The organism is Pseudoxanthomonas sp. UC19_8 (genome assembly GCF_042700505.1).
Classification (GTDB): Bacteria; Pseudomonadota; Gammaproteobacteria; order Xanthomonadales; family Xanthomonadaceae; genus Pseudoxanthomonas_A; species Pseudoxanthomonas_A winnipegensis.
This window is the reverse complement of sequence record NZ_CP170559.1, coordinates 2,561,099-2,579,948: the sequence shown is the minus strand read 5'-3', so window position 1 is coordinate 2,579,948 and position 18,850 is coordinate 2,561,099. Positions and strand designations below refer to the sequence as shown.

Annotated in this window: 14 protein-coding genes and 1 pseudogene; 11 read left to right on the top strand and 4 right to left on the bottom strand. The window is 68.1% G+C overall.

All coding sequences use genetic code 11. The features are described from left to right. Window positions 1-233: 233 nt before the first annotated feature. From ACFJIT_RS11370 to prpE, 3 genes are all read left to right on the top strand, one after another. Window positions 234-1,859, top strand: coding sequence for an acyl-CoA synthetase (locus ACFJIT_RS11370; protein WP_379653675.1), 1,626 nt, complete (start codon window positions 234-236; stop codon window positions 1,857-1,859). Between the two features lie 49 nt (window positions 1,860-1,908). Beyond that, window positions 1,909-2,700, top strand: coding sequence for a hypothetical protein (locus ACFJIT_RS11365; protein ID WP_379653674.1), 792 nt, complete (start codon window positions 1,909-1,911; stop codon window positions 2,698-2,700). Between the two features lie 133 nt (window positions 2,701-2,833). Next, window positions 2,834-4,738 (top strand): propionate--CoA ligase, encoded by a 1,905-nt coding sequence (gene prpE / locus ACFJIT_RS11360; RefSeq protein WP_379653673.1) that lies wholly within the window; start codon window positions 2,834-2,836, stop codon window positions 4,736-4,738. A 42-nt stretch (window positions 4,739-4,780) separates the two neighbouring features. On the opposite strand, the gene ACFJIT_RS11355 is transcribed toward prpE, so the two are convergent. Next, complete coding sequence (locus ACFJIT_RS11355; RefSeq protein ID WP_379653672.1) at window positions 4,781-6,010, bottom strand: citrate synthase family protein; 1,230 nt, start codon at window positions 6,008-6,010, stop codon at window positions 4,781-4,783. Window positions 6,011-6,127: 117 nt separating this feature from the next. Here ACFJIT_RS11355 and prpB point away from each other — a divergent pair, with 117 nt between their 5' ends. Genes prpB through prpC form a run of 3 tightly spaced genes read left to right on the top strand, consistent with a single transcriptional unit; the run spans window position 6,128 to window position 8,845 of the window. Further along, window positions 6,128-7,015: a methylisocitrate lyase gene (gene prpB / locus ACFJIT_RS11350; RefSeq protein ID WP_379653671.1), complete on the top strand. Its 888-nt coding sequence runs from the start codon at window positions 6,128-6,130 to the stop codon at window positions 7,013-7,015. 33 nt (window positions 7,016-7,048) lie between these two features. Further along, window positions 7,049-7,654, top strand: a complete 606-nt coding sequence (locus ACFJIT_RS11345) for a DUF1003 domain-containing protein (RefSeq protein WP_130523431.1) — start codon at window positions 7,049-7,051, stop codon at window positions 7,652-7,654. A gap of 36 nt (window positions 7,655-7,690) precedes the next feature. Then, entirely contained in the window at window positions 7,691-8,845 is a 1,155-nt protein-coding gene (gene prpC / locus ACFJIT_RS11340) for a 2-methylcitrate synthase (RefSeq protein WP_379653670.1), read from the top strand. Window positions 8,846-8,950: 105 nt separating this feature from the next. Here prpC and ACFJIT_RS11335 read toward each other — a convergent pair whose 3' ends face one another. Together ACFJIT_RS11335 and ACFJIT_RS11330 are read right to left on the bottom strand one after the other, a co-directional pair. Continuing rightward, entirely contained in the window at window positions 8,951-9,409 is a 459-nt protein-coding gene (locus ACFJIT_RS11335) for a cell wall hydrolase (protein WP_130516048.1), read from the bottom strand. 325 nt (window positions 9,410-9,734) lie between these two features. After that, a complete protein-coding gene (locus ACFJIT_RS11330; protein ID WP_379653669.1) occupies window positions 9,735-11,792 on the bottom strand; it encodes an FAD-dependent oxidoreductase in 2,058 nt (685 codons plus the stop codon). Window positions 11,793-12,164: 372 nt separating this feature from the next. On the opposite strand from ACFJIT_RS11330, the pseudogene ACFJIT_RS11325 reads away from it, so the two are divergent. The 3 genes and pseudogenes from ACFJIT_RS11325 (at window position 12,165) to ACFJIT_RS11315 (ending at window position 15,390) form a co-directional block, all read left to right on the top strand. Further along, window positions 12,165-13,254: pseudogene (locus ACFJIT_RS11325) on the top strand (outer membrane beta-barrel protein). 774 nt (window positions 13,255-14,028) lie between these two features. Continuing rightward, on the top strand, window positions 14,029-14,553 hold the full coding sequence (locus ACFJIT_RS11320; RefSeq protein WP_379653668.1) for a hypothetical protein: 525 nt from the start codon (window positions 14,029-14,031) through the stop codon (window positions 14,551-14,553). 48 nt (window positions 14,554-14,601) lie between these two features. After that, the gene (locus ACFJIT_RS11315; RefSeq protein WP_379653667.1) at window positions 14,602-15,390 is read left to right on the top strand and encodes a pseudouridine synthase; all 789 of its coding nucleotides are present in this window, start codon (window positions 14,602-14,604) and stop codon (window positions 15,388-15,390) included. Window positions 15,391-15,532: 142 nt separating this feature from the next. Here ACFJIT_RS11315 and kbl read toward each other — a convergent pair whose 3' ends face one another. After that, window positions 15,533-16,741 (bottom strand): glycine C-acetyltransferase, encoded by a 1,209-nt coding sequence (gene kbl, locus ACFJIT_RS11310; RefSeq protein WP_379653666.1) that lies wholly within the window; start codon window positions 16,739-16,741, stop codon window positions 15,533-15,535. Between the two features lie 197 nt (window positions 16,742-16,938). On the opposite strand from kbl, the gene ACFJIT_RS11305 reads away from it, so the two are divergent. Together ACFJIT_RS11305 and cysT are read left to right on the top strand one after the other, a co-directional pair. Further along, window positions 16,939-17,979 carry a sulfate ABC transporter substrate-binding protein gene (locus ACFJIT_RS11305; protein ID WP_379653665.1) on the top strand — a complete coding sequence of 347 codons (1,041 nt, stop codon included), beginning with the start codon at window positions 16,939-16,941 and terminating at the stop codon, window positions 17,977-17,979. Continuing rightward, window positions 17,976-18,836: a sulfate ABC transporter permease subunit CysT gene (gene cysT / locus ACFJIT_RS11300; protein WP_130516063.1), complete on the top strand. Its 861-nt coding sequence runs from the start codon at window positions 17,976-17,978 to the stop codon at window positions 18,834-18,836. Before ACFJIT_RS11305 ends, cysT begins: the two co-directional genes overlap by 4 nt. The last annotated feature ends 14 nt before the right edge of the window (window positions 18,837-18,850 follow it).

Sequence of the window (18,850 nt, the reverse complement as noted above, 5' to 3'; positions counted from 1 at the left end):
TCGGACACGTTCCGCAGTATGTGTAAGCGTTAACAGCGGGTGACGATCGCCGCGAGTGGGGTCTAGCTGGGCGGGTAGGTGCGCCGCATCACGCGGGTGGCAAGGATCCTGACGTTCTTGTCAGAATCGATGTGGCGGGGATCGGCGCTGTGGAGCGCCGGCTTCGACGAAGGTCGAGCCGCGCCGCCTGGGGCGCGTCGCTACGCTGGCGCCTCCGCCATCAGGGACGTGTCATGTCGCAGCAGGCCTATGCCGCCGGGCTGGAGCGCAACCCGGCGAACTTCACCGCGCTCTCGCCGCTGACCTTCCTGCGCAAGGCCGCGCTGGTGCATCCGCAGCGCGTGGCCCTGGTCCATGGCGAGCGCCGGCTGACCTGGGCCGATGAGTACGCGCGCTGCCGGCGCCTGGCCAGCGCGCTGCAGCGCTGGGGCGTGGGCAAGGGCGATACGGTGGCGGCGATGCTGCCCAACACGCCGGCGATGTTCGAGCTGCATTACGGCCCGGCCATGCTCGGTGCGGTGCTCAATACGCTCAATACGCGCCTGGACGCGGCGACGCTGGCCTTCATGTTCGACCATGCGCAGGCCAGGGTGCTGTTCACCGATCGCGAGCTCGCGCCGGTGATCGCCCAGGCGCTGGAACTGTGCACGCACCGGCCGCGGGTGATCGATGTGGACGATGCGCAGGTGACCGAGGGCGCCTTCCTCGGCGAGATCGAGTACGAGGCGTTCCTCGCCGGCGGCGATGCCGGGTTCGAGATGCAGCTGCCGCAGGACGAGTGGGAGGCGATCTCGCTCAACTACACCTCCGGCACCACCGGCGATCCCAAGGGCGTGGTCTACCACCACCGCGGCGCGTACCTGAATGCCGTGGCCAACATCATCGACTGGGGCATGCCGCAGCATCCGGTCTATCTGTGGACGCTGCCGATGTTCCACTGCAACGGCTGGTGCTTCCCGTGGACGATGGCGGCGGTAGCCGGACTGCAGGTGTGCCTGCGCAGGTTCGATGTCCAGCGCGTGTTCGCGCTGATGCGCGAGCACGGCGTCACCCATTACTGCGGCGCGCCGATCATCCACAGCGCGCTGGTGGCCGCGCCGGAGGCGTGGAAGCAGGGCATCAGCGGCGTGCGGGCGCAGATCGCCGGTGCCGCGCCGCCGGCGGCGGTGATCGAGGGCATGGAGCGCATGGGCTTCCACATCACCCACGTCTACGGCCTGACCGAGGTCTACGGGCCGGCCTCGCTGTGCATTCCGCGCGCGGAATGGGACGCGTTGGACATCGCGCAGCGCGCCGAGCGCAACAGCCGCCAGGGCGTGGCCTGCCTGCTGCAGGAGGACATGCAGGTGCTCGACCCGGACACGCTGGCGCCGGTGCCATGGGACGGCACGACCGTGGGCGAGATCATGTACCGCGGCAACCTCACCATGAAGGGCTATCTGAAGAATCCCGACGCCACGGCGCGGGCGTTCGAAGGCGGCTGGTTCCATACCGGCGATCTGGCCGTGGTGTATCCCGACGGCTATGCCAAGATCCGCGACCGCTCCAAGGACGTGATCATCTCCGGCGGCGAGAACATCTCCTCCATCGAGGTCGAGGACGCGCTGTGCCGGCACCCGTCGGTGATGGCCGCGGCCGTGGTGGCGCGGCCGGACCAGCAGTGGGGCGAGACCCCGTGCGCCTTCGTCGAGCTCAAGTCGGGCGCCGACCCGCTGGATGCGGCCACCCTGCAGCTGCATTGCCGCTCGCACCTGGCCGGGTTCAAGGTGCCGCGCGCCTTCGTCTTCGGCGAACTGCCGCGCACGGCCACCGGCAAGGTGCAGAAGTTCGTGCTGCGCGACCGGGCCAGGGAGCTCTAGCGGCGCCTCGTTCTGGCATGATCGATCCACCACAGCGAAGGAGTGCGCAATGGACGTCGGAGCGTGGTGTGCGAGAGCAGCCCTGAACCTGCTGGTGGCCTTGTCCCTGTCGTGGATGCCGCTGGCCGTGCAGGCACGGCAGAAGGCGTCCACGCAGGACGAGGAGACCATGTCCGAGGAGGCGGCCCGGGTGGCCTCGACCGATGGACGCGTCAATCCCTCCTGTGGCGAGCTGATGTTCCGCGTGCTGCCGGGCGAGTTCAATTTCTGCTTGGCTAAGCGTTACTGGCTTGAAGGCAAATACCAACAGGCCGAAGAGATGTTCAGGCTGTCCGCGGGGTGGGGCAACAAGTTTGCGCAGCGGGCGTTGGGAACGGCGTACTTCAATGGTGACCACGTGGCGCAGGATCGACCGCTGGGGCTGGCCTGGCTGGCGCTCGCCGCCGAGCGCAAGGAACCGGATGCCGTGGCGCTGTACCAGTCAGCGCTGTCCAAGGTCTCCCCGGCGGAGAAGGAGCGCGCGATTTTGCTCCAGCAGCAGCTGCAGCCACGCTACGGAGATGCGTTCGCCGCGCTTCGGGCGGACCGGCGCTTGAACCGCAACCTCAAGGAGATCACCAGCAATCCGGTCTACGGCACGGGTTGGTGCTTCAGCGGTGTCAACGGCGTGGGAATTACCCGGATCGAGGGCCTGGAGACACAAGGAAGCGGGACACCGGAGGCATGTACGTTGGCCTCCGAGGACGCAGTCGTGCGCGCGATCCGGGTCTATTCGGACAAGTATTTCGATGGCTGGAAGGGGCACGTCACCGTCGGCGAGCTCGAAGCTGCCGGGAAATAGGCCAGGAGAGATCGACGGCTGAGGCAGGGCCGGCGCGGCTTCGACCATGGTCCAAGCATCGACCATGGTCCAACGGTCTGGCGCGCGGGCGCCCTCTATGCTCGCTGGCATCGGCGCTCGGGAGGGGGCTTGGATGTCATCGTATGAAGAGGTGTACCGCCGTTCGGTCGAGGAACCGGAGGCGTTCTGGGCGCAGGAAGCCAAGGCCATCCACTGGCATGTCCCGCCGCAGCAGATCTTGGATTATTCCAATCCGCCGTTCCGCAAGTGGTTCGTCGGCGGGCAGACCAACCTCTGCTACAACGCCGTCGACCGCCATCTGGAGACGCGACCCGACCAGCTGGCGCTGGTGGCCGTGTCCACCGAGACCAACGTCACCCGCGAGATCACCTATCGGCAGCTGCATGAAGAGGTCAACGCCTTCGCCGCGGTGCTCAAGCAACTGGGCGTCGGCCGCGGCGATCGGGTGGTGGTGTACATGCCCAACATGGCCGAGGCGGTGTTCGCCATGCTGGCCTGCGCGCGGATCGGGGCGATCCACTCGGTGGTGTTCGGCGGCTTCGCCGCACACAACCTGGCGCTGCGCATCGATGATGCCAAGCCCAAGCTGCTGATCGCCGCCGACGCGGGCATCCGCGGCGGCAAGGTGATTCCGTACAAGCCGATGATCGATGCGGCCTGCGCCGAGGCCAAATTCGCACCGCCCAAGGTGCTGATCGTCTCGCGCGATCTGGATCCGGCCGAGCCGAAGGTGCCGGGGCGCGACGAGGACTACGCCACCCTGCGCGCGCAGGTCGGGCAGACGCAGGTGCCGGTGGAATGGCTGGAATCCAACGAGCCCAGTTATCTGCTCTACACCTCCGGCACCACAGGCAAGCCCAAGGGCGTGCAGCGCGATGTCGGCGGCTACGCGGTGGCGATGGCGCAGTCGATGCGCACCATCTTCGACTGCGCGCCGGGGCAGGTGATGTTCTCCACCTCGGACGTGGGCTGGGCGGTGGGGCATTCGTACAACGTGTACGGGCCGCTGATCGGCGGCTGCACCTCGCTGCTGTACGAAGGCCTGCCCACCCATCCCGATCCGGGCATCTGGTGGGCGCTGTGCGAGCAGTACGGCGTGCGCACGATGTTCTCTTCGCCGACCGCGATCCGCGTGCTGAAGAAGCATGACGTCGACTTCATCCGGCGCCACGACCTGTCCGAGCTGAAGTACCTGTTCCTCGCCGGCGAGCCGCTGGACGAGCCCACCGCGCACTGGATCACCGACGCGCTGCGCAAGCCGGTGATCGACAACTACTGGCAGACCGAGACCGGCTGGCCGGCGCTGTGCGTGCTGCCGGGCGTGGACATGAAGCCGGTGCGCTTCGGCTCGCCGGGCTTCCCGAATCTCGGCTACCGGATGAAGGTCATCGACGAGGCCACCGGCGAGGAAGTCGCGCCCAACCAGAAGGGCGTGCTGGTGATGCAGCCGCCGCTGCCGCCGGGCTGCATGAGCACGATCTGGAACGACGACCAGCGCTTCCTCGACAGCTACTTCAGCCATTTCAAGGAGCTGCTGTACAGCTCGCTGGACTGGGCGATCCGCGACGAGGACGGCTACACCTTCATCCTCGGCCGCACCGACGATGTGATCAACGTGGCCGGGCACCGGCTGGGCACGCGCGAGATCGAGGAGTCGGTGTCCGGCTTCGGCGCGGTGGCCGAGGCGGCGGTGGTGGGCGTGGCCGACGAGGTCAAGGGGCAGGTGCCGATCGTGTTCGCCACCCTGCGCCAGGCCACCGACGAGACGGCCGCACGCAACAGCGCGGCCGATGGCATGCGCAGGATCGTGGAGACCGATCTGGGCGCGGTGGCGCGGCCTGCGCGGGTCTATATCGTCAACGCGCTGCCCAAGACGCGCTCGGGCAAGCTGCTGCGGCGCTCGATCCAGGCCTTGGCCCAGGGCGCCGATCCGGGCGACCTGTCCACGCTGGACGATCCCAATGCGCTGGAGGAAGTGCGCCGCGCGCTGTCGCGCGGACCGGACGCGGGGAGCTGAGTAGAAAGGAATGAGTGGAAAGCGGCAGCGACGCTTCCGCTTCTACTCCTCTTTCGTTCCTCGCTGCTGCTCACTCGCTGCTCGCTCCTCCGGCGGCAGGCCCACGTACCGCGCCCGCGGACGGATCAGCTTGCCCAGGGTCTGCTGTTCCAGCGCGTGCGCCAGCCAGCCGGCGAGGCGGCCGCTGGCGAAGACCACCAGCGCGGGCGAGGCGGGCAGGTCGTAGAGAAAGCACAGGGCCGCCAGCATCAGATCGATATTGGGGCGCAGGCCGCTGGCTTCCTCGGCGCGCGCGATCAGCGCTTCGAGCTGCGCCAGACGCGGACGGTCGGCGCGGTGGGTGCGCAGCATCGACAGCAGTTCGGCCGCGCGCGGATCGCCATGCGGATACATCGCATGGCCGAAGCCGGGCAGGTCGTCGCCGCGCGCCCAGCGGGCGGCCACTTCGTCGGCGCCGGCCTGCAGCAGCGCATAGGCGCGCGCGGTGGCGCCGCCGTGACGGGGGCCGGACAGCGCGGCCAGTCCACTGCAGACCGTGGCATGCAGGTGCGCGCCGGTGGAGGCCACCACGCGCGCGGCGAAGGCCGAGACATTGAGTTCGTGGTCCGCGCACAGCACCAGCGCGGCGCGGACCAGTTCGGCGAAGTCCGCATCGCCAGGCACCCAGGCCTCGGCCAGTTGAAGATGCACGGGAGTGGACGCGGGCTGCTGGCCGATCAGCAGCGCCGCGTTCTGCCGCAGCAGCTGCGCGGCCACGTCGAAGCGCACCGCCGGGGCCAGGTTGAACGAATGCCGCACCTCCAGCGCCAGCAGCGGGATGCAGGCCAGGGTGCGCTCCAGCGGCGGCAGGCCCTGGTCCAGCGCCAGTCGCGCCACCGTCGGCGGCCAGGCCGATGGCGAGGCGGCGAAGGGGTCGTGGCCGGCGCTGTCCCACAGCAGCCGCGCGGTCTGCTCCAGCGTGGCGCCGTCGCGGACCGCAGCCACCGCCGAGCGGCCGCGGTAGTAGGGACCATCGGCCTGGATCAATGAAATGCCGGTCTCCAGGACGGGCAGGCCGCGATCCAGGCTCTGCGCGGCGCCGCGCGCCGCGCCGCGGCCGGCGCGCTTGTTCTGCGCCAGGCGCTCCACGTCCTGGCGCCGGTACATGCGGCTGCGATGGTCCGGACCGGGGCGCGATTCCAGCAGGCCGCGGCTGACGTAGGCGTAGAGCGTGGCGCTGGTGATGCCGAGCAGCTCACAGGCCGTGGTGGCCGGAATCAGGTCGTGGTCCATGACAGGTTGATTTGTGCGATCAAGATTGATCAATGCATCGCAGGGTGCCAGATTGCGCCTCGCCCCGCGAGTGCGCCACTGCCGCGCCGTACGCCCGTCCCGATCCAGGAGTCCGCCATGTCCACTTCCAGCCCCGGCGCCCGCTTCCGCGCCGCCCTGGCCGCCGAGTCGCCGCTGCAGGTGATCGGCGCGATCAACGCCAACCACGCCCTGCTGGCCAAGCGCGCCGGCTACAAGGCGCTCTATCTGTCCGGCGGCGGCGTGGCGGCCGGCTCGCTGGGCCTGCCGGACCTGGGCATCAACACGCTGGAAGACGTGCTCATCGACACCCGCCGCATCACCGATGTGTGCGAGCTGCCGCTGCTGGTGGACATCGACACCGGCTTCGGCGCCAGCGCGTTCAACATCGAGCGCAGCATCAAGTCGTTGATCAAGGCCGGCGCGGCCGCCTGCCACATCGAGGACCAGGTCGGCGCCAAGCGCTGCGGTCATCGCCCGGGCAAGGAGATCGTCAGCCAGGGCGAGATGGTGGACCGGGTCAAGGCCGCGGCCGACGCCAAGACCGATCCGGACTTCTTCCTGATCGCCCGCACCGACGCGATCCAGGCCGAGGGCGTGGACGCGGCGATCGCCCGCGCCATCGCCTGCGTGGAGGCCGGCGCCGACGGCATCTTCGCCGAGGCCGCCTACGACCTGGAGACCTATCGGCGCTTCTTCGAGGCGGTCAAGGTGCCGGTGCTGGCCAACATCACCGAGTTCGGCGCCACGCCGCTGTTCACCCGCGACGAACTGGCCAGCGTGGGCGTGGCGATCCAGCTGTTCCCGCTGTCGGCCTTCCGTGCCGCCAACAAGGCCGCCGAGCGCGTCTACCAGGCGATCCGCCAGGACGGCTCGCAGCAGGCCGTGCTGGACACCATGCAGACCCGCGAAGAGCTGTACGAACGCATCGGCTACCACGCCTTCGAGCACAAGCTGGACGCACTGTTCGCCGGCAAGCGGGCATGATCGGGCTCCCTTCGACCTGATCCTGCGCATGCCATGAACTTTTCGCGTCCGCCCGCCGCAGAACGCCAGCGCCGTACCCGCATCGACCGGCGCGAGACCGCGCGCCACCTGCTGCAGACCGAACTGGAGAAGCTGCAGGGCGAGGAGCGCGCGATCGTCGAGCGCTTCATCGCCAAGCGCCAGGTCGCACGCAACGTGGCGCGCGAGTTCAGCCAGAACCGCACGCTGGGCGAGCGCGTGGCCGACCGGGTCGCCGAGGTCGGTGGCAGCTGGAGCTTCATCATCGCCTTCGGCGTGTTCCTGGCGGTGTGGATGGCGATCAACAGCTTCGTGCTGGCCAAGGCCTTCGATCCCTATCCTTACATCCTGCTCAACCTGTGCCTGTCCTGCCTGGCGGCGATCCAGGCGCCGATCATCATGATGAGCCAGAACCGCCAGGCCGCCGCCGACCGCCTGCGCGCGGAGAACGACTACCAGGTCAACGTCAAGTCCGAGCTGGAGATCCTGCAGGTGCACGAGAAGCTCAACCAGCTACGCGAGCAGGACTGGGCCACGCTGGTCGAACTGCAGAACCGCCAGATCGAGATGCTGCAGCAGCTGCTGGTCCAGCGCGACGCGCCGCCGACCGCTGCGCCTTAACACGTCACATCGAAGCAAACCCCGGGAGGAAACACCGTGTCCGAGCAACCCACCGCCACCGGCTTCAAGCCGAAGAAATCCGTCGCGCTGTCCGGCACGCCGGCGGGCAACACCGCGCTGTGCACCGTCGGCCGCACCGGCAACGATCTGCACTATCGCGGCTACGACATCCTGGACCTGGCCAAGAGCGAGTTCGAGGAAGTCGCCTACCTGTTGGTGCACGGCAAGCTGCCCACGCGCGACGAGCTGCGTGGCTACAAGGCCAAGCTCAAGTCGCTGCGCGGCCTGCCCGCCGCGGTCAAGGCCGTGCTGGAGGAGCTGCCCGCTTCGGCACACCCGATGGATGTGATGCGCAGCGGCGTGTCGGCGCTGGGCTGCGTGCTGCCCGAGAAAGACGATCACAACCATCCCGGCGCCCGCGACATCGCCGACAAGCTGATGGCCTGCCTCGGTTCGATGCTGCTGTACTGGTATCACTGGAGCCACAACGGCCGCGCCATCGACGTGGAGACCGACGACGATTCGATCGGCGGCCATTTCCTGCATCTGCTGCACGGCGTGGAGCCACGCAAGGAATGGGTCGAGGCGATGCATACCTCGCTGGTGCTCTACGCCGAGCACGAGTTCAACGCCTCCACTTTCACCTGTCGCGTCATCGCCGGCACCGGCAGCGACATGTACAGCGCCATCTGCGGCGGCATCGGCGCGCTGCGCGGGCCCAAGCACGGCGGCGCCAACGAAGTGGCCTTCGAAGTGCAGAAGCGCTACGACACGCCCGACGAGGCCGAGGCCGACATCAAGGCGCGCGTGGAGCGTAAGGAAGTGGTGATCGGCTTCGGCCACCCTGTGTACACGGTCAGCGATCCGCGCAACAAGGTGATCAAGCAGGTCGCCCACGACCTGTCCAAGGGGCAGGGCAGCACCAAGATGTACGACATCGCCGAGCGCCTGGAGACGGTGATGTGGGACATCAAGAAGATGTTCCCCAACCTGGACTGGTTCAGCGCGGTCAGCTATCACATGATGGGCGTGCCGACGGCGATGTTCACGCCGTTGTTCGTCATCGCGCGCACGGCTGGCTGGAGCGCGCATGTGATCGAGCAGCGCATCGACGGCAAGATCATCCGTCCCAGCGCCAACTACACCGGTCCGGAAGATCTCGACTTCGTGCCGATCGACAAGCGCAGCTGATGCGACGCGCGATGTGGCGCTGAAACAAAGAAGGAGGGCCGGCAATGCCGGCCCTCCTTCTTTGTGCGTCGCGATGAAGTCGCTTGCGTCAGCAAGCCGGCGTGTTCACGAGCGTGGCTTGAGCGACTGCACGCGATAGAAGGTGTGATCGCCGATCGTGGCTACGGTGTAGGCGTTGGCCCAGCTGGGCGCGACCAGTTCGTGCGCGGCGAAGTGGCTGGCACCGGGGACGATCTCGCGCCGCGCGCCGCGCGGCAGCGCCCAGTTGCGCTCCGAATCCAGCGCCACCGACACAGAGCGCGCCCATGCGCCGCCGTTCTGCAGACGCGTGGAGCTGGGCACGATGCCAGGGGCGAACTGATGCCGTGCGGTGACCACCTCGCACAGCGAGTTGCCCCACAGCCCGCTGTCGCGGCGTCGCAGCGCGACTTCCGCAACGGCTTCTTGTCCACGCATGCTCTGGTCCCGCGCCTCGAGATAGACGGTGGTGGACAGACATAGCGAATCGGCGGCCGGCTGTGGCATCACGTGTGACGACAGCCATAAGATCCAGGCCAGTTTCATCGAACTCCTTGCTCCGTTTGGCCGCATGCGAAGGGGTCGTCCCACGAAACTGGGGAAGACGGCCGGCACAGCGGTTGGGCGTCATGGGGAGGCAGCCATCTCACGGGCTACCCGGGTGCTGGCCTTGAATGAAAGGTGGCCAGGCAAGACCCGCCTGAACTGGGCGGCGGGTCAGAAAGTCGGCGCAAGGTACGGGCCGAATTCAAAACGTCAACTGAATATCTACGCTTGCATCACGACGCTGACTACGGCAGTCAGCGTCTCATGACAGTGCGATGTTGATGCCGCGATGCAGCACGTTCGCAGCGCGCGTGATGCGCGTTTTTCAAAGCGTTGCGGCGAGACGACTGGCCTGATCGATCGCACGCTTGGCATCGAGTTCGGCCGCCACATCCGCACCGCCGATCAGATGCGGCGTGATGCCTTGCGCCTGCAGCAGATCGAACAACTCGCGTCGCGGTTCCTGGCCTGCGCAGATCACCACATGGTCGACCGGCAGCGTCTGCTCGGATCCATCCACGCGGAGATGCAGGCCTTCATCGTCCACACCCAGATACTCCACGCCACCGAGCATGCGCACCTGCTTGGCTTTCAGTGTGGCGCGATGCACCCAGCCCGACGTCTTGCCCAGGCGCGCACCGGGCCGCCCCGGCGTGCGCTGCAGCAGCCACACCTCGCGTGCCGGCGGTTCGGGCTTCGGCGCGACCAGACTGCCCGGTGCTTCGAAGCTTGCATCCACGCCCCACTGCGCCATCCAGCGCTTGGGATCGGTGCTCGGCGACGCACCGTGTTCGACCAGATACTCGGCCACGTCGAAGCCGATGCCGCCGGCGCCGATCAACGCCGCACGCGCGCCGACCTGCACGCGCCCCGAGAGCACATCCACATAGCTGACCACCTTGGGATGATCCGCGCCCGGCATCTGCACCGTGCGCGGCGTGATGCCCGTGGCCAGCACCACCGCATCAAAGCCCTTGAGCGTGTCCACATCGGCCAGCGTGTCCAGGTGCAACTCCACGCCGGTGTCCTCCAGGCGCTGGCGGAAGTAGCGCAGCGTCTCGTGGAACTCCTCCTTGCCGGGGATGCGCTTGGCGTAGTTGAACTGGCCGCCGATCTCGCTGCCGCCTTCGAACAGGCTCACCCGGTGCCCGCGTTCTGCCGCGACCGTGGCGCAGGCCAGGCCGGCAGGACCCGCGCCGACCACGGCGATGCGACGCGGGCGCTCGGTCATGCGATAGATCAGCTCGGTCTCGGCGCAGGCGCGCGGGTTGACCAGGCAGCTGGCGCGCTTGTTCTGGAAGACGTGGTCCAGGCAGGCCTGGTTGCAGGCGATGCAGGTGTTGATCCGCGCCGCATCGCCGGTGCGCGCCTTGCGCACCCAGTGCGGATCGGCCAGCAGCGGTCGCGCCAGCGACACCATGTCGGCCTTGCCGGCCGCCAGGAGGTCCTCGGCCACCTGCGGCATGTTGATGCGGTTGGTGGCGATCACCGGCACCGACACCTCGCCCCTGAGCTTGGCGGTGACATCGGCGAAGGCCGCGCGCGGCACCGAGGTGACGATGGTCGGCACGCGCGCCTCGTGCCAGCCGATGCCGGAGTTGATCAGGGTGGCGCCGGCGGCCCGCACCGCGCGGGCCTGCGCGAGGATGTCCGGCCAGGCGTTGCCGCCTTCGACCAGGTCCACCAGCGACAGGCGGTAGATGATGATGAAGTCCGGCCCGCAGGCCTCGCGCACGCGTCGCACGATCTCCACCGCGAAGCGCATCCGGCGCGCGGCATCGCCGCCCCAGGCGTCGTCGCGCTGGTTGGTGCGCGCGGCGGTGAACTGGTTGATCAGATAACCCTCCGATCCCATCACTTCCACGCCGTCGTAGCCGGCCTGACGGGCCAGGCGTGCGGCATGGGCATAGGCATCGATCTGGCGCTCGACCCCGCGCGCGCTCAGCGCCCGGGGCGTGAAGGGATTGATCGGCGCCTTGAGGCGCGAGGGCGCCACCGATAGCGGGTGATAGGCATAGCGCCCGGCATGCAGCAGCTGCAGGCAGATCTTCGCCCCGTGCGCATGCGCGGCCTGCGTGACCTGGCGATGCGGGCGTGCCTCCCATGGCCAGGACAGCTTGCCGCCGAACGGCTTGAGCCAGCCGACCAGGTTGGGCGCGAAGCCGCCGGTCACGATCAGCCCGACTTCGCCCTGCGCGCGCTCGGCCACGTAGGCCGCCAGCTTGGGGAAGTCGGCGGCGCGGTCTTCCAGGCCGGTGTGCATCGAGCCCATCAGCACCCGGTTGCGCAGCCGCGTGAAGCCCAGGTCCAGCGGCGCCAGCAGATGCGGGTAAGGGATGGCGGCTTCGTTCAGGTTGGCCTGGCTCGGCGTCTGGCTGGGCATGTCAATACGCTTGCGTATGGAAGAGTGCGCGCACCTTGCCGCAAGGCGCTGCGCCGGACAAGAGGCGCTGACGTAAAGGCAACGCTGGCTTCACCTGAACCGAAGGCAATGAACGATTCGGACACACAATTGGCGCATGGTTTTCACACCACGTGCGCTTTGGCGCCCGTATAACGTGGCCCGCGCCAGGCAGGGGCGCGAGTCGACTTGTTAGGCTGCTGTTAACACGATCTTCACGAGCCCCTGCATAATCTGCGCCGGTGTTGACGGCACCCTCGCCGTTCAAACATTGGACTGAATGCCGTAAGGCTCGGGATGACCCCACGCCCACGCAGTCGGTTTTCAAAACCCTGAACTCTCAAGGAGTCGCAAATGAACAAGAAACTTCTCTGCGCCGCGATGCTGGCCGGACTGAGCGTGGCGCAGGCCGCTTCGGCTCAGGAGTTTGATGACCGCTGGTACCTGACCGGTTCGGTCGGCTACAACCTGCAGGACAGCGACCGCAAGACCGACGACGCTCCGTTCGCCACCCTGGGCCTGGGCAAGTTCATCAGCCCGAACTGGTCGCTGGACGGTGAGCTGAACTATCAGAACCCGAGCCTGGACCCGGAAGACAACCTGAACTGGTCGCAGTACGGCATCTCGTTCGATCTGCGTCGCCACTTCATCCAGGAAGGCCGCGGCTGGAACCCGTACGTCCTGATGGGCCTGGGCTACCAGCGCTCGGAGGAAGAGTACGACAACTTCCCGAACCCGGATTCCCCGGCCAAGAACAAGGACGGCAACTTCGCCGCCAAGGTCGGCGTCGGTCTGCAGACCACCTTCGACAGCCGCGTCGCCGTGCGCGCCGAAGTGGCCTACCGTGGCGACTTCAACGACCAGAGCCACCGCGCTCCGGACGAGTCGTGGTTCGGTGACGTGCTGGCTTCGGTCGGCGTCGTGATCCCGCTGGGCACCAAGGCTGCTCCTGTCGTCCCGCCGCCGCCGCCGCCGCCGGCTCAGACCTGCGCCGACCTGGATGACGACGGTGACGGCGTCAACAACTGCGACGACAAGTGCCCCGGTTCGCAGGCTGGCCAGACCATCGGTCCCGGACGGCTGCCCGGCTCCGGTCACCATCGACCTGAAGGGCGTGAACTTCGACTTCAACAAGGCGACCCTGCGTCCTGACGCGGTGGCGATCCTGAACGAGGCCGTCGAGATCCTCAAGCGCTACCCCGACCTGCGCGTCGAAGTCGCCGGTCACACCGACCTGTGCGGTACCGAGACCTACAACCAGAAGCTGTCCGAGCGTCGTGCGAAGACCGTGTACGACTTCCTCACCAACAATGGTGTGTCCTCGTCGCGTCTGGTTGGACCGATCGGCTACGGCGAGAGCCGTCCGCTGGAGCAGACCCCGAACACCTTCCCGGCCTGTAAGAGCGAGAAGAACCGTCGTACGGAGCTGAACGTCCAGAACTAATCTGGCCGATCAGGGGGTTGGCTGCGGGATACCGCAGCCGCCTTCAGCAGTGAAGAAAAGCCCGGCCTTGCGCCGGGCTTTTTCTTTGTGCTTCTGCCGAAATCGAGGTCTCGCCGCGATTAAGCGCGCGGCTTTCGATGTCGGGGTTTCGCAGCGGTCGAGGTCGCGGCCTCGGAAGCGCCGCGGTCCGGGCTGCGTGGCATGAGTGCACAGGGTGGCCGGTGGCGCACAGTTCTCCGGGTCTCGACCCGATCTCGGTGGGCGCCGCCATGGCGGCGATGAGGCCTTCCCGGTAGAGCCCCCATCGCCGCCATGGCGGCTCCCACCTGTAGAGCGGAGCTTGCTCCGCTGGAGGCCTTCCCCACGAACCGAACGGAACGCAGCGGAGTCCCCAAGAGGGGATTGCCACAAGCTCCGCTCTACAGGCAGGTCGCTGCAAGATTTGAGGAGACCGTTGTTCCCACCGAAGCTTGCGGCGCGATCAGGCCTTTCCCAGCCAGACATTGGCCATGGAGGAGTCGCCCAGCCGTGGAGCCGCGCCTGGCCGTGGCGGGGCTGCCGGACGAGATGGGCTCACTGGCCCGCACGCGCTTCACCGACGGATTGGCGGTTCTGAGCTCCGGCGAAGAATCCTCTGTCTCGCGCGGGGCTCCGTGCACCGTATTCAGTCTTTTCTTTCAGTGATTTGCATGGAAAACATCGTGTAACGGTTGATTGTCTGCGCGCCGCCTGCCTAAACTCCCGCAACCCTCCTTTTCTCCTTGCGAACTCCCTATGCGCGCATCCCTCGTTGCGGTCGTTTCCCTGCTCGCCGTTGCTCCGTTCGCACACGCCGAAGCGGCGCAGGACTGTAACGGCGTGGTGCCGCAACCGCTGCCGCAGCGCACGACCGTGCTCTCGCCGGTGGCCGTGGAGCTGTTCGCCAACACCACCAGCCTGGGCGCGCCCAGCGGCGTGCTGGCGCAGTCCTACAACGATGCGCAGTCGGTCGATCGCGTGCTGCTGCGAATGAAGGTCGACGGCTGCCGCGAGCTGGCCATGGCCACGCCGGCGGTGAAGGCCAACGATCCGGCCGCCTACCAGCCCAAGACCCAGTACGACAACACGCCCTGGCGCTTCGACATGAACCAGAACGGCAAGCGCATGACGGCCGACGAGTTCGATGCCTGGATGAAGTCGCGCGGCGTGCGCGTGGTCAAGGCCAAGCCGGCTGCCGCGGTCGCCGTACCGCCGGGCGAAGTGGTCGCGACCCCGGCCGCCGCGCCCGCCGCGGTAGTGCCGGCCGCCGACAAACAGTAAGTCCGCGCCGTCGGCCCACGCGGCGACGGCATCCAGGGGCGCATTCCGATGGCGACGCACAAGCCGGTTCGCGACGATGCGCTGCGGCACGGGTTGGCGCGCGCGCTGTCCAAGCTGGGCCTGTGTTCGCGCACCGAAGCGGCGCGCTGGATCGCGGCCGGGCGCGTGCGGGTGGACGGCCGCGTGGTGCGCGATCCGGAGTTCCCGACTGTCGCCGGCCGTTCGCGGATCGAGGTCGATGGCCAGGCGGGCGCGGAAGTGGGCGCCGAACGCCGCTATCTGATGCTCAACAAGCCGCGCGGCCTGGTCACCACGGCGCGCGACGAACAGGGGCGCGACACGGTCTATCGCTGCCTGGACGGCGCGGGTCTGCCATGGCTGGCGCCGGTGGGGCGGCTGGACAAGGCCAGCGAAGGCCTGCTGCTGCTGAGCAACGATCCTGTGTGGGCGGCGGCGATCACCGACCCGTCGACGGGGCCGAGCAAGACCTATCACGTGCAGATCGATGCGATTCCCGATGCCGCGCTGCTGGCGCGGCTGGAGCAGGGCGTGCCGGTCGACGGCGAACACCTGCGTGCCGCCCGCGCGCAGCTGCTGCGCAGCGGCGGGCGCAATGCCTGGCTGGAGATCACGCTGGACGAGGGGCGAAACCGCCAGATCCGGCGGCTGCTCGAGGCGTTCGGCCTGTCCACGCTGCGGCTGGTGCGTGTGGCGATCGGCGAGCTGCCGCTGGGCGCATTGGCCAAGGGCGCGTGGCGTGAACTGACGCCGCAGGAGGTGAGCGCGCTGGCACCGCCTTCCGACGTGGCCCCGCCCGGAAAGAAGGCCGCTCCCTGACCTGATCCGGGCCTAGATGGATTCCAGCGCGGGCGGCGCTTGTGGCCGCCATCCGCGCCCGGCGCCTCACCTCTGCGCCGATGGAACCTTCAACCAATGGCCCGGGCCAAGGCCGTTCTGGCCCCGGCCAGCGGTAAACGAATCAGCTCTTCAGCACGCCCAGCTCGTGGCCGATGCGGGTGAAGGCGTCGATGGCCTGGTCCAGGTGCGCGCGGGTGTGCGCCGCGCTGATCTGGGTGCGGATGCGGGCCTGGCCCTTGGGCACCACCGGGAAGAAGAAGCCGATCGCATAGATGCCTTCTTCCAGCAGGCGCTCGGCGAAGCGCTGCGCCAGCGGCGCGTCGTAGAGCATCACCGGGCTGATCGGGTGCACGCCGGGCTTCAGATCGAAGCCGGCGGCGGTCATCCGCTCGCGGAAATAGGCGGTGTTGTCGCGCAGCTGCGTGCGCAGATCGCCGGCGGCGTCGAGCATGTCGAAGGCCTTGATCCCGGCGGCCACCACGTGCGGCGGCAGCGAATTGGAGAACAGGTAGGGACGCGAGCGCTGGCGCAGCAGTTCGACCACCTCGGCGCTGGCGGTGGTGAAGCCGCCCAGCGCGCCGCCCATCGCCTTGCCCAGCGTGCCGGTGATGATGTCGATCCTGTCCAGCACGCCCTTGACCTCGGCCGAGCCGCGCCCGGTCTGGCCCAGGAAGCCGGTGGCGTGGCATTCGTCGATGTGGACCAGCGCGCCGTACTTGGCGGCCAGGGCGGTGATCTCGTCGAGCGGGGCGATGAAGCCGTCCATCGAGAACACGCCATCGGTGGTGATCAGCTTGGTCCGGCAGCCGGCGGCGTCGGCCGCCTGCAGCTGCGCCTCCAGGTCGGCCATGTCGCAGTTGGCGTAGCGGAAGCGCTTGGCCTTGCACAGGCGCACGCCGTCGATGATCGAGGCGTGGTTGAGCGCGTCGGAGATGATCGCGTCGTCCTCGCCCAGCAGCGGTTCGAACAGGCCGCCGTTGGCGTCGAAGCAGGCCGCGTACAAGATGGTGTCCTGCTTGCCGAAGAAGCGCGCGATGGTCCGCTCGAGCTGCTTGTGCAGGTCCTGGGTGCCGCAGATGAAGCGTACCGAGGCCATGCCGAAGCCGTGCGTGTCCAGCGCCTGCTTGGCCGCGGCGATGATGTCCGGGTGGTCGGCCAGGCCCAGGTAGTTGTTGGCGCAGAAGTTCAGCACCTGGCGCCCGTCGGCCAGGGTGATCTGCGCCGACTGCGGGCCGGTGATGATGCGCTCGGACTTGAACAGCCCGGCCTCGCGGATGCCGTCCAGCTCCTCGGCGTAGCGGTGGGTCAGGGCGGGGAGGGCATCGGTCATCGCGGCGGGCCTGGGAACGGGAACGGAAGGGCGCATTTTACGCGCCGCCCCGCCGGGGCCGGCTCGCGGGTTCAGCCTGATTCCCGTTGGCGATAAGCACGCGCGCTTTCATTATTTCGTGGCACATTCATGCCTGGGCAGCATAAGCATTCCTGAATGCAGCCCCGCTCGCTGTCCATTACGCAAGGAAATCCGCCATGACCCTCGCCCGCACCCGCCGCCTGACTCGCCTGTTCGCGCTGGTCATGGCCTCGTGCCTGCTGACCGTGGCCGCGGCGGCCATGGCCCAGCAGAAGCAGCTGCTCAACGTGTCCTACGACCCCACGCGCGAGCTCTACCGCGCCCTGTCCGACGCCTTCAGCCAGGACTGGAAGGCCAAGCACGGCGAATCGGTCAGCGTTGAAAGCTCGCACGGCGGCTCGGGCAAGCAGGCGCGCGCGGTGATCGATGGCCTGGAGGCCGACGTGGTCACCCTGGCGCTGGCCTATGACATCGACTCGATCGCCAGCCAGGCCAAGCTGCTGCCGACCGACTGGCAGAAGCGCCTGCCGGACAACAGCGCGCCCTACACCTCGACCATCGTCTTCCTGGTGCGCAAGGGCAATCCGAAGCAGATCAAGGACTGGCCCGACCTGCTCAAGCCTGGCGTGCAGGTGATCACGCCCAATCCCAAGACCTCCGGCGGCGCGCGCTGGAACTATCTGGCCGCCTGGGCTTATGGCCTGCACATCTTCAAGGGCGACGAGGCCAAGACCCGGCGCATGGTGACCGCGCTGTACAACAACGTGCCGGTGCTGGACACCGGCGCGCGCGGGGCGACCACCACCTTCGTCCAGCGCGGCATCGGCGATGTGCTGCTGGCCTGGGAGAACGAGGCCTTCCTGTCGCAGGAAGAACTGGGCAAGGACAAGTTCGACATCGTCGTGCCCAAGCTGTCGATCCTGGCCGAGCCGCCGGTGGCGCTGGTGGACAAGAACGTGGACAAGCACGGCACGCGCGCCGAGGCGCAGGGCTTCCTTGAGTTCCTATACACGCCGGAAGCGCAGAAGATCATCGCGCACAACTTCTACCGCCCGCGCCATCCCGAGTTCGCCGACGCGGCCGACATCGCGCGCTTCCCCAAGGTGCAGCTGGTGACGGTGGACCAGGTGTTCGGTGGCTGGGCCAAGGCGCAGGCCAAGCACTTCGCCGACGGCGGTGAGTTCGACAAGATGCTGGCGGGAAAGAAGCGGCCTTGAGCGTTGCGATTCCTGCGGCAGGGCGCGCGCGCCGAAGGCGGGTGATTCCCGGCTTCGGCCTCAGCCTGGGCACCACCTTGCTGTGGCTCGGGCTGATCGTGCTGCTGCCGCTGGCGGGGGTGTTCATCAAGTCGGCCGGCCTGGGCTGGCACGGACTGTGGGCGGTCTGGACCGACCCGCGCGTGCTGGCCGCGCTGCGCGTGAGCTTTTCCACCGCGCTGGCGGCGGCGGCGTTCAACGCGGTGGCCGGCACGCTGGTGGCCTGGGTGTTCGTGCGCTACGACTTTCCGGGCAAGCGTCTGTTCGATGCGGTGGTGGACCTGCCGTTCGCGCTGCCCACGGCGGTGGCCGGCATCGCGTTGACCCAGCTCTATGGCCCGACCGGCTGGCTCGGCCGCTGGCTGGAGGCCGGCGGCCTCAAGGTCGCCTACACCCCGCTGGGCATCACGGTGGCGCTGGTGTTCATCGGCCTGCCGTTCGTAGTGCGCGTGGTCGAGCCGGTCCTGGCCGAGGTGGAATCCGAACTGGAGGAGGCCGCCGCCAGCCTCGGCGCCGGGCGGCTGCGCACGGTCGCCCAGGTGGTGCTGCCCACGGTGTGGCCGGCGGTGCTGTCGGGCTTCGCGCTGGCGTTCGCGCGCGGGGTGGGCGAATACGGCTCGGTGATCTTCATCGCCGGCAACCTGCCGGGCGTGTCGGAGATCGCGCCGCTGCTGATCACGATCAAGCTGGAGGAGTTCGATTACGCCGGCGCCACCGCGATCGCCGCGGCGATGCTGCTGCTGTCCTTCGTCCTGCTGCTGGTGATCAACACGCTGCAGGCGCGGCTGGCGCGGCGCGGCCTGAAGGTGCCGGCCTGATGGCCGCCGTGTCC

What these genes read in the sequence shown, in the direction of transcription:
- ACFJIT_RS11355 (WP_379653672.1), bottom strand. Translation starts at nt 6,010, where the DNA reads ATGGACCACGACCTGATTCCGGCCACCACGGCCTGTGAGCTGCTCGGC.
- ACFJIT_RS11345 (WP_130523431.1), top strand. Translation starts at nt 7,049, where the DNA reads ATGAACTTTTCGCGTCCGCCCGCCGCAGAACGCCAGCGCCGTACCCGC.
- ACFJIT_RS11330 (WP_379653669.1), bottom strand. Translation starts at nt 11,792, where the DNA reads ATGCCCAGCCAGACGCCGAGCCAGGCCAACCTGAACGAAGCCGCCATC.
- prpE (WP_379653673.1), top strand. Translation starts at nt 2,834, where the DNA reads ATGTCATCGTATGAAGAGGTGTACCGCCGTTCGGTCGAGGAACCGGAG.
- kbl (WP_379653666.1), bottom strand. Translation starts at nt 16,741, where the DNA reads ATGACCGATGCCCTCCCCGCCCTGACCCACCGCTACGCCGAGGAGCTG.
- ACFJIT_RS11365 (WP_379653674.1), top strand. Translation starts at nt 1,909, where the DNA reads ATGGACGTCGGAGCGTGGTGTGCGAGAGCAGCCCTGAACCTGCTGGTG.
- ACFJIT_RS11335 (WP_130516048.1), bottom strand. Translation starts at nt 9,409, where the DNA reads ATGAAACTGGCCTGGATCTTATGGCTGTCGTCACACGTGATGCCACAG.
- ACFJIT_RS11305 (WP_379653665.1), top strand. Translation starts at nt 16,939, where the DNA reads ATGACCCTCGCCCGCACCCGCCGCCTGACTCGCCTGTTCGCGCTGGTC.
- ACFJIT_RS11370 (WP_379653675.1), top strand. Translation starts at nt 234, where the DNA reads ATGTCGCAGCAGGCCTATGCCGCCGGGCTGGAGCGCAACCCGGCGAAC.
- ACFJIT_RS11320 (WP_379653668.1), top strand. Translation starts at nt 14,029, where the DNA reads ATGCGCGCATCCCTCGTTGCGGTCGTTTCCCTGCTCGCCGTTGCTCCG.
- prpB (WP_379653671.1), top strand. Translation starts at nt 6,128, where the DNA reads ATGTCCACTTCCAGCCCCGGCGCCCGCTTCCGCGCCGCCCTGGCCGCC.
- ACFJIT_RS11315 (WP_379653667.1), top strand. Translation starts at nt 14,602, where the DNA reads ATGGCGACGCACAAGCCGGTTCGCGACGATGCGCTGCGGCACGGGTTG.